This window comes from Protofrankia sp. CiP1_Cm_nod4 (genome assembly GCF_982290645.1).
Window position 1 is genome coordinate 1 of sequence record NZ_CEVIVC010000164.1, and the last position, 10,148, is coordinate 10,148.

General features: G+C 72.8%; 9 protein-coding genes. 5 read left to right on the forward strand and 4 right to left on the reverse strand.

The window, feature by feature from the left end:
* The 5 genes from sigM to AC5LSR_RS21165 all read left to right on the forward strand — a co-directional run.
* The coding region (gene sigM, locus AC5LSR_RS21145; protein WP_493468887.1) for an RNA polymerase sigma factor SigM at nt 1–736 on the forward strand (736 nt) is incomplete at its 5' end.
* On the forward strand, nt 726–1,850 hold the full coding sequence (locus AC5LSR_RS21150; protein ID WP_493468888.1) for an anti-sigma factor family protein: 1,125 nt from the start codon (nt 726–728) through the stop codon (nt 1,848–1,850). The genes sigM and AC5LSR_RS21150, both read left to right, overlap by 11 nt.
* Nucleotides 1,851–2,184: 334 nt before the next feature.
* Nucleotides 2,185–3,222 (forward strand): thioredoxin-disulfide reductase, encoded by a 1,038-nt coding sequence (trxB, locus tag AC5LSR_RS21155; protein WP_250286128.1) that lies wholly within the window; start codon nt 2,185–2,187, stop codon nt 3,220–3,222.
* A gap of 174 nt (nt 3,223–3,396) precedes the next feature.
* Complete coding sequence (gene trxA, locus AC5LSR_RS21160; protein WP_250286129.1) at nt 3,397–3,723, forward strand: thioredoxin; 327 nt, start codon at nt 3,397–3,399, stop codon at nt 3,721–3,723.
* Nucleotides 3,724–4,233: 510 nt separating this feature from the next.
* A complete protein-coding gene (locus AC5LSR_RS21165; protein ID WP_445548593.1) occupies nt 4,234–5,568 on the forward strand; it encodes an N-acetylmuramoyl-L-alanine amidase in 1,335 nt (444 codons plus the stop codon).
* Nucleotides 5,569–5,908: 340 nt separating this feature from the next.
* Here the strand turns inward: AC5LSR_RS21165 and AC5LSR_RS21170 are convergent, their stop codons facing one another.
* The 4 genes from AC5LSR_RS21170 to rsmG all read right to left on the reverse strand — a co-directional run bounded on the left by AC5LSR_RS21170 (nt 5,909) and on the right by rsmG (nt 9,986).
* Nucleotides 5,909–6,556 carry a GNAT family N-acetyltransferase gene (locus tag AC5LSR_RS21170; RefSeq protein WP_250286126.1) on the reverse strand — a complete coding sequence of 216 codons (648 nt, stop codon included), beginning with the start codon at nt 6,554–6,556 and terminating at the stop codon, nt 5,909–5,911.
* 787 nt (nt 6,557–7,343) lie between these two features.
* The gene (locus tag AC5LSR_RS21175) at nt 7,344–8,294 is read right to left on the reverse strand and encodes a ParB/RepB/Spo0J family partition protein (RefSeq protein WP_250286125.1); all 951 of its coding nucleotides are present in this window, start codon (nt 8,292–8,294) and stop codon (nt 7,344–7,346) included.
* The gene (locus tag AC5LSR_RS21180) at nt 8,291–9,061 is read right to left on the reverse strand and encodes a ParA family protein (RefSeq protein WP_493465042.1); all 771 of its coding nucleotides are present in this window, start codon (nt 9,059–9,061) and stop codon (nt 8,291–8,293) included. Before AC5LSR_RS21180 ends, AC5LSR_RS21175 begins: the two co-directional genes overlap by 4 nt.
* Nucleotides 9,062–9,248: 187 nt before the next feature.
* Complete coding sequence (gene rsmG, locus AC5LSR_RS21185) at nt 9,249–9,986, reverse strand: 16S rRNA (guanine(527)-N(7))-methyltransferase RsmG (RefSeq protein ID WP_250286123.1); 738 nt, start codon at nt 9,984–9,986, stop codon at nt 9,249–9,251.
* Between the last annotated feature and the right edge of the window lie 162 nt (nt 9,987–10,148).

The following is a 10,148-nucleotide window of genomic DNA, read 5'->3' on the forward strand; positions in this document are numbered from 1 at the left end:
AGTCCCCCCAGCCGGCCCAGTCTCCCCGGCCGGCCCGGTGAACGCGGTGAACGCGGCGGCCCTCCCGGTGGCACCGGCGGAGCGGGACAGGGACCTGCTCCGCCGGCATGCCGACGGGGACCCGGACGCCTTCACCGAGCTGGTACGAGCCCACAGCGGCCGCGCGTGGGCGGTGGCGCTGGGCATGCTGCGGGACCGGGAGGACGCCGCTGACGCCGTCCAGGAGGCGATGCTGTCGGCCTACCGGGGCGCCGCGGCCTTCCGCGGCGAGGCGTCGGTGTCCACCTGGCTGCACCGCATCGTCGTCAACGCCTGCCTGGACAGGCTGCGCCGGCGCGCGGCCCGCCCGCAGGTCCCGCTGCTCACCGGCGGCGACGACGGTCACGACGGTGGTGGCGGTGGCCGCGGCGGCGACGAGCCGGCCGAACCGCGTGACGCGATCGTCGAAGGTGAGACGCGGCTGGCCGTCGAATCCGCGCTGCGCCGGCTTCCGGAACCACTGCGGCTGGCGGTGATACTCGTCGACATCCAGGGCTGGTCGGTCGCGGATGCCTCCGAACTGCTCGCGGTCCCGGTGGGCACGGTGAAAAGCCGCTGCGCGCGGGGACGCGCGAAGCTGGCTGTAATGCTCGACTACCTGCGTCCCGGGAACCCTGCGCCGCTCGATTCCGTCAGTCAGAGCAGGCACGTCAATACGTCCGGAGTGGTCGGAGGAGGTGTCGGCGATGACCGCTGATCGGCATCCGGATGTGGAGCACCTCGATGCCTACGCCGGTGGGGACCTTTCGGCGTCCGTCGTGGAACTCCACGTCCGCGGCTGCCCGCAGTGCGGCGAAACCGTGGCGGCGCTGCGCCGGGTGCGTCACGACCTCGCCGCGCTGGCCTCGGTGACCATGCCGGAGGACGTCGCGACCAGGCTGTACGCCGCCCTGGTCAGCGAGCAGGAGCGGACCCGGCCGACCGGCCCCGACGGCCCTGCCGGCCGGGCCGGTCGGGGCCGGCTCGAGGCGGGCGGCCTCGAGCCGGTGCCGCCGCGGTCGGCGCCACGGCGGCCGGCGCGCTGGCTGCGGCCGCAGCGGCCGCAGCGGCAGTCCCGCACGCGCGACCGGCCGCGTCCCGGGGCGCCGGGGGAATGGGCGCGTGGCCGCGTCAGGCAGACCGGGCGGCCGCTCCAGGTGGGGCAGATCCCTCCGTGGCTGAGCGCGGCGGCGGCCTGCCTGACGGTTATCGTCGCGGTGATCGGCCTCGTGGGGGTGCTGGGCCGGCAGACCGGGCGGAACAGCGCCAGCGAGGCCGTCAGCCAGGCCGTGGCACCGCTGTCGGCCGACATCACCGGATCGTCCGAGGGGGCGCGCAGTGCCGCGGGGGGAGGCTCGAGCGACGGTGCGGCGGCTCCCGCGGCCCCCGCCACGACGGCGGTCGACGCCGACGAGGGCGCCGCCACCGCCACGGCGGCGATATTCGCGCACACCGGGCATCCGCTCAGCATCTCCGACGTCCCCCAGCACACCCTCGACCTGCTGTCCGGACGGATCAAGGGGACGCTCAAGGTGCCGCTGCGCGACTACGCCGCCGCGGCGGCGCCGCTACCGCCCGCCGCCGCGGCGGCCCTCGTCACCGAGCTCACCCAGCCGGCCCTGCGCACCTGCTACCTCAGCCTGGCGACCCAGAGCGGCGGCAACGTCATCGCGTTGGATCTCGTTGCTTTCGACGGGCGGCCGGCCGTGCTCGTCGTGCTGTCCGTCCCGGCCGATCCCGACAAGCTGCAAGTGATCGTCCTTGACGAGCGGTGCGGGGTGACCAACATCGCGGCCGCGACGTGGTACAGCACCACCACGCCCCGGCGGTAGCCAACCGGGCCATGGCCGCTGGATGCCGGTGGACGCGGGCGGCCGCCCGTGCGGGCGGCCATCATCCGCCGGGTGCGGCCCAGGTCATGCCCGGCCCCTGGTCACAGGTGCGCCGGTAACGATCCGCGGCCCTTCGCGAAGCGGCTCCGGCGCTGCCGCGACAGTTCCGCGGGCGACGCCGGGCGGGCCTGGCGTCGCCCGGCGGGGCACGGCCGGGCGAGCCCGGCGGCGGTGCGGGAGCACAGACGAGGGAATCGGGTGCGCAATGGGACAGTTGTGGCTGGCGCACGGCCTCACCGGCGACAGCCGGCGATCTGAAGGGACAGGTGGAGATGTGACCGCGCACAGCAGCGGGAACGAATCGAGCATCCCGGGCGCCCGGGATCCCGATGTCCGAGATGTCATCATCATCGGATCCGGTCCGGCCGGCTACACCGCGGCGATATACACGGCGCGCGCGAACCTGCGCCCGCTGGTCTTCGAGGGTTCGGTGGCTGCCGGCGGCGCGCTGATGACCACGACCGAGGTGGAGAACTTCCCCGGTTTCCCCGAGGGCATCCAGGGCCCCGACCTGATGGAAGGCATCCGCCGGCAGGCCGAGCGCTTCGGCGCGGAACTGCTCGCCGAGGACGTCACCGCGGTCGACCTGCGGGCCGACCCGAAGATCGTGACTGCCGAGGACCGGACCTACCGCGCCCACACCGTGATCATCGCCACCGGCTCGGCGTACCGCCGGCTCGGCCTGTCGGACGAGGAGCGGCTGCTGGGACGCGGGGTATCCGCGTGCGCGACCTGCGACGGCTTCTTCTTCCGGGACCAGGACATCCTCGTCGTCGGCGGCGGTGACTCCGCGCTGGAGGAGGCGACGTTCCTGACCCGCTTCGGCCGGTCCGTCACCATCATCCACCGGCGGGACAGGCTGCGGGCAAGCGCGATCATGCAGCAGCGCGCGTTCGCCAACGACAAGATCCTTTTCCGCTGGAACGCCGAGGTCGTGGCAGTCCTCGGCGAGGAGCGGGTCACCGGCGTCCGGGTCCGCGACACCGTGACCGGTGAGACCAGCGAGATAGCCGCCAGCGGGCTGTTCGTCGCCATCGGCCACGAGCCGCGCACCGAACTCGTCCGCGGCCAGCTCGACCTGGACGCCGCCGGCTACGTCGCGGTCGAGCATCCGTCCACCCGCACCAGCCTGCCCGGTGTGTTCGCCTGCGGCGACGTCGTGGACCACATCTACCGGCAGGCCATCACGGCGGCCGGCACCGGGTGCGCCGCGGCGCTGGACGCCGAACGCCATCTGGCCGCCCGCGAGGGCGCGACCGGTCGGCCGCCCCGGGCGCCCGCCGAGGCTGTCGCCGGAGCGGCCCCGTCCTGACCACCCCGCCACCCGTGTCCGTGTCCGTGCCCGTGCCCGTGCCCGTGCCGACGGACGCAGTCTCGGGCGCGCCGTCCCCGGCCGGCGGCGCGGCCGTCCACACGGTGCCCACCGGCGATGACCGGCCCGGCGGCGACAACCGAAAGCATCGACAACAACCAGGAGGAGATCATCATGGCAGGAGCCACCCAGCCCGTCACCGACAACACCTTCACCGAGGAGGTCCTGAAGAGCAAGGTGCCCGTCCTGGTCGACTTCTGGGCGGAGTGGTGCGGGCCCTGCCGGCTGGTCGCCCCGGTCCTCGAGGAGATCGCCGCCGAGCACGGTGACAAGCTGCGGGTCGTCAAGCTCAACATCGACGAGAACCCGCAGACCGCTCGGCAGTACCAGATCCTGTCCATCCCCACCCTGGCCGTGTTCGTCAACGGCGAGGTGGACAAGAGCATCGTCGGCGCGAAGCCGAAGGCCGCCCTGCTGCGGGATCTCTCCGCGTACATCTGAGGCGTGTGCATCTGAGGCGTCCCCCGGGACGCCCACCGCGGACGCCCGTCGGAAGGGGCGTCCCGCGCGTCCCACCGGACCTGTGGCCTGTCCGGATCGGTCCGCCGATCCAGGCAGGCCACAGGCGTGCGAGAAGCACGGCCACCGCGGCTCGGCCCGCCGGGACCCGCGTGGGCCGGGCCGCCGCCGGCACGGGAAAATCCACCGGCCGCCACCCGGCTGCCCCACGACCGCGGCGACGGCGGCGGGTCCAGGGCGTGCCTGATGGACGTTGGCCGATGCGGACGGCGCCCAGGCGGCCTCCCGCCCGGCGGAGGACAGCGGGGTCCCCCCGCGGCGCCTACTGCCGGACGGGGGCGTTTCACAGCGGAAGTTATGGGCGACGACGACAACGCGGCGGGTGGCCGCGTGGGCGCCACCCACGCGATCGAACATCTGTCAGAGACGCCCCAGCCGCTAGCCTGTGTCTCCGTGACCCGTCCGCGAGCAGGTTCGAGTGGTAACCGCAGGATCAAACTCCTGCGTCTCGGCGACCGCGACCCCTCGGTCGCCGAGATACGCGCCGCGCTGATCTCCCTGTCGTTCCTGCCGGCCGCGCCGCACCAGCAGGAGGCCTCCGCGGCCGGCCGGCTGCGGCCGAGCGGGACAGATCTGCCACAACCGGCCGGACCACCGACCAGCGGGCTGCCGGGCGGCGGGCTACCGGGCGGGCCACGAAGCGGTGCCCGGGCGGGAACACCCGACAGGCCGCCGCCGGCGGCGGCCCGCTTCGATGCCGCCCGCGAACTCAGTGCCGCCCGCGAACTCGACGTGGCCCTGGAGTTCGACGCCGCCCTCGACCGGGCCGTCCGGGCGTTCCAGCAGAGCCGGGGGCTGTCCGCGGACGGCATCGTCGGCCCGGACACCTTCCGCGCCCTGGAGGAGGCCCGTCGCAGGCTGGGCGACCGGCTGCTCTTCTACAGCGTCAACCATCCCTTCATCGGGGACGACGTGGCAGCGCTGCAGGAACGGCTGTCGAACATGGGGTTCGACGTGGGACGGACGGACGGCATCTTCGGCCCGCGGACCGAGGCGGCCCTCAGGGACTTCCAGTACAACCGCGCGCTGGAGCCCGACGGCCGCTGCGGGCCGCTGACCCTGCGGGAGCTGAAGAAGCTGGAGCGCACCGTCGTCGGTGGCCGCCCGGACGTGCTGCGGGAGTCGGTGCGGCTGCTCCAGCGGGGCCCGTCCCTGCTCGGTGTCGTGGTCGCGGTCGACCCCGGCCACGGCGGGAACGACCCTGGAGTCACCGTCGGCGACCTCTGCGAGCGCGACCTCATCGCCGATCTCGCCGCCCGGCTGGAGGCCCGGCTGCTGGCCTCCGGGCTGGAGGCCTACCTCCTGCACGGCCCGCACGAGTCCCCGGACGACGTCGAGCGGGCGCACCGCGCGAACGAGATCGGCGCGGACCTGCTGGTGTCGCTGCACCTGGACGCGGGGAGGTCACCCCGGGCCCAGGGGGTGTCGTCCTACTACTTCGGCAACGCCCGGGGCTCGTCCGCCGTGGGCGAGCGGCTGGCCACGCTCGTCCAGAAGGAGCTGGTCTCCCGCACGGACCTGGTCGACTGCCGGACCCACGCCAAGACGTGGGAGCTGCTGCGGCGGACGAGGATGCCGGCGATCCGGACGGATCTGGGGTATCTGACGAACCCGCACGACGCCGCCGCGCTCGGGTCGCCGGAGTTCCGGGACACCGTCGCCGAGGCGATCCTCGCCGCGGTGCAGCGGCTGTTCCTGCCGCCGGACCTTGACCCACCGACCGGCCAGCTGCGAGTCCCGACCCTCGCCTCCCGCCGCCCCCGCTGACCCGACGGCTGCGGACCGGAGCCGCTGGCCTGGACGCCCGCCGGGTCTCCAGCGCGCTGACATCCTTCCGCCCTGGAAGACCGGGGCAGCCGGCTTCCTCGCCCCACCGGTCCCGCGCCGCACCGCACCGTCCCGCACCGTCCCGCACCGTCCCGCACCGCGCCGTCCGGTGTCGTCCGGTGTCGTCAGAACCCGTCCCGCGCTGTCCGATGCTGTCGAGAAGGCCGGTGGACGGCGGAACGGCCCGCCCGCACCGGAGGAGGCAGCGGCGGGGGAGGGACAGCGGAAGCCACGGGAAACGGAGGAACGGGAGCAGCCAGGGCCGCCGGACGGCCGGAGGTCAGCCCGCTGGAACGGTCCCGGCGACGCCTCCGACCTGACGCAGCATCCCTTCGGGCGCCATCGACCCCAGCAGCCGCTCGAGGGCCACCTCGACGTCCTCCCGCCAGCTCACGGTGTTCTTGACCTCGAGCCGCAGCCGTGGCCACCGATGGTGGGGCCGCACGGTCTTGAAGCCGACGGCGAGCAGGTAGTCGGCGGGCACCACGCACCGGGTGCCTTCGCCCTTGAGGTCGCCGAACGCCTCGATGGCACGGAAGCCGCGCCGGAACACGTCCTTGGCGATCGTCTGGACGAGGATGCGCCCCAGGCCCTGCCCGGCGAAGTCCTCCATGATCTTCACGGTCATGAGCAGGACGGCGTCCGGGCTGACCGGGCTGGTCGGGAAGGCAACCGACCGGGGCACGTACGCGGCCGGCGCGTACATCGCGAAACCGGCCGGGACACCGTCCACGTAGATGATCTTTCCGCAGCTTCCCCACTCGAGGAGGGCGGAGGACACCCACGCCTCCTTCTCCAGCGCGGTGTCCCCGGCCTCCTCGGCCCGGCTACGGGCGACGGGGTCGAGCTCCCAGAAGACGCATCGGCGACATCGCACCGGCAGGTCGTCGATGTTGTCGAGAGTGATGTTGGCGATGCGGCGGCTCATGATTCGACGTCCCACCCGGCCCGGCTTCTGGCGGCGACGGCAACGCTGGCATCTCGCACAGGGTCAGACTAGCTCGGCCGTCCTGATCCTCATCGGCCTGTTCCGGATCCACCCGGCCGTGCCAGGCCGGACGGTGCCGTGCCAGGCAACGTTCGCCCCAGCCGTCGTGCCCAGGCAGCTCCGGAGGCGTTGCCGGGAGCGCTCAGGCAGCGCCGCTCCCCGGCCCTCGGCTCCCCGGCCCTCTGCCCCCTGGCCCTCGGCTCCCCGGCCCTCGGCCGGGAACCAGCGGGACACGACGGCCAGGGTGGGCATCGGCTCGACACGGGGCTGACTCTCCGGCCGGCCGGCTCTCACCAGCGCGTCCGGGCTTTTCCCGGCTTTTCCCCATCTGGGCTCCCCTTCGAGCACCCGGGCTCGCAGGGGAGCAAGCCGCGCCACTGGCGCGGTGGGGCCACCGTGTCTCTCCCGAGTACCCAGGTCTCCCGAATACCCAGGCTCGGGGGGACGCGGAAGCCGATTCATGGCTGTGGGTGCTCCGGCCCCTGGGACGCTTCAGGCGTCCGGGAGTTCGCGCTTACGGGCCACGCCGCCAACGGCACCACCCCGTGGCCGGCCATCAGGCAGCTGAGGTGTCCGGGAACTCGCCCTTCGGCATCCCCGCGACGGTGTTCGGTCAGCCCCCGAGGCCCGTGGAGGCCCTGCGGACGGCTGCGCTGTTTCACGTGGGCGCGAGGTTCCACGTGAAACAGCGGCCTCTCCTCGTCTTCCTCGTCCGGGCCGGGAGCCCTCACCCGGACGAGGAAGACGAGGAGACGGCTCCCGACGCCGTCATCACCGCGACGATCCGCTCCAGGTCCTCGATGCTCGCGAACTCAACCGTGATCTTTCCCTTGTTCCGGCCCATGTCGACCTTCACCCGTGTGTCGAACTGGTCGGAGAGACGGGATGCGAGCTTGTGCAGGGCCGGCGAGGTGACCCGCGGGCGGTGGGGCGGCGTCCGCCGCGGCCCCTCCTCGCCCAGCGCGACGATCTCCTCGACGGCCCGCACGGACAGCCCCTCGGCGACGATGCGGGTGGCGAGCCGGTCCTGCGCATCGGGATCCTCCAGCGACAGCAGCGCGCGGGCGTGGCCGGCCGAGAGCACGCCGGCCGCCACCCGTCGCTGCACGGCCGGCGGCAGCCCCAGCAGTCGGATCATGTTGGTGACGTGGGAGCGGGAGCGCCCGAGCTTCCCGGCGAGTTCCTCGTGGGTGGCGCCGAAGTCGCGCAGGAGCTGCTCGTAGGCGGCCGCTTCCTCCAGCGGGTTGAGCTGCTGGCGGTGCAGGTTCTCCAGCAGGGCGTCGCGCAGCATGGCGTCGTCGGCGGTGTCCCGCACGATGGCGGGGATCTGGCTGAAGCCCGCAAGCCTGGACGCCCGCCAGCGCCGTTCGCCCATGACCAGCTCGTAGCGTCCGGGCATGATCTCGCGGACGACGATGGGCTGGAGCAGGCCGACCTCCCGCAGGCTCGCGGCCAGCTCCTCCAGGGCGTCCTCGTCGAAGTGCGTCCGCGGCTGGCGGGGGTTCGGCGTCACCGAGTCGACCGGGACCTCCCGGAAGGTGGCGCCGTGGACGGGCGCCGGTCCGACCGGCAGCCCGAAACCGTCGTCAATACTCGTGCTGATCCCGCCGACGCCCTCCGTCCCGGTCGGGATCAGTGCTCCCAGGCCGCGTCCCAGCCCACCCCGGCGCGCGGTCACACTCCCACTCCGTTCGGCTCGAAGCCCCGCTCGGCGATTTCACGCGCGGCGGCCAGATAGGACAGCGACCCGCGGGAGGCGGGGTCGTAGGTCAGCACCGAGCGGCCGTAGCTCGGCGCCTCGGCGATCCGCACGTTACGCGGGATGGTCGTGCCCAGGACGCGGCTGCCGAAGTGCTCCTTGACCTCGTGCACGACCTGGTCCGCCAGCCGCGTCCGCGAGTCGTACATGGTCAGGATGATGGTAGACAGCCGAAGCTCGGGGTTGAGGTGTGCCTGCACGAGTTCGACGTTACGCAGGAGCTGTCCCAGCCCCTCAAGCGCGTAGTACTCGCACTGGATGGGTATCAGGAGTTCCTTGGCGGCCACCAGGGCGTTGACGGTGAGCAGCCCGAGGCTCGGCGGGCAGTCCACCAGGATGTAGTCGACCTCCTGCCGCAGCCCGGCGATCGCCCGGCGCAGCCGGGTCTCCCGCGCCACCACCGACACCAGCTCGATCTCCGCGCCGGCGAGGTCGATCGTGGCCGGGGCGCAGTACAGCCCCTCGGCCTCGGACGACCTGACGACGACCTCCTCAAGCGGCCGGTCCCCGAGCAGCACCTCGTAGATGGACGGGACACCGGAACGGTGGTCGACCCCGAGAGCCGTCGATGCGTTGCCCTGCGGGTCCAGGTCGATGCAGAGGACCCGGCATCCGTGCATGGCCAGGGCCGTGGCGAGATTGACCGTGGTGGTGGTTTTCCCCACCCCGCCCTTCTGGTTCGCCACAGTGATGATGCGCTGTCGCGTCGGCCGGGGAAACGGCCGTCGTCGTTCCATTGTCAAGGCTTCCACTGCCGCTGCTGCCGCCGCTCCGATAGGGGTGGATGGATCGTTCGTATCCAGCGACGTGTCGGCGGGACGAACACCGTTCCGCGCCACGCGCATGGATCTGCTACTTCCTCCTGGCGCTGTTTCACGTGGAACGTGCGCGCCCACCTGCACGTTGCGCCTCCCGTCCTCGCCGCGTTTCACGCGTTTTCCCACTTCCCTGTCGGCGCCCAGGCTGTGGCGCCGCATGGACGGCGCGCAGTACGGTGGCCGGCTCGGTCACCCGTCCAACCCCGCACTTCACGACAGCCACATCACGCCAGCCCTGGGTCTCCAGCTCACCTCGCGCGACCGACAGCTCCTCGACAACGCTTGCCCCGCGCAGTGCAAGCATGACACCGCCCGGTTTCACCATTGGTAGGAGCATCGCGCCCAACCGTTCCAGGGGCGCGAGGGCCCGTGCAACGCAGACATCGAACGCGCGGGTATCCACGGTAGCGGCAGCGTCGGGCGCGCGTCCGCGAAGCACGATGACCCGCCCCTCAAGACCGAGCCGGCCCACCGCCTCCTGGAGGAACAGACAGCGGCGCTGCATCGGCTCGAGCAGGGTCACCCGCAGATCGGGACGAGCGAGGGCAAGCGGTATCCCGGGCAGCCCGGCTCCGCTGCCCACGTCCACGACGGCCGCCGCGTGATCGACAACATCCGCCACGACCGCGCTGTTGAGCAGGTGACGCTCCCAGAGCCGGTCGGCCTCTCGAGGGCCGATCAGGCCGCGTTCGACACCAGCGGTGGCAAGGAGGTCCGCGTAGACGCGGGCGAGCTCGAAACCGGCTCCGAAGACCTCGGGAGCGATGGGCGGGGGATCGTACACAGTCACCATCCGACCAGCATGCTCGACAGCGGGACACAAACGGCGCAACCAGCCTTCGGCACGCTCCGGGATTCCCACCGGATCGACTTCGCCGGCCCGGCAGGCCCGAGAACCAGCCTGGGGAGCCGATCCCGGCGGGCGCGGCGGGCGCGGCGGGCGCGGCGGGCGCGG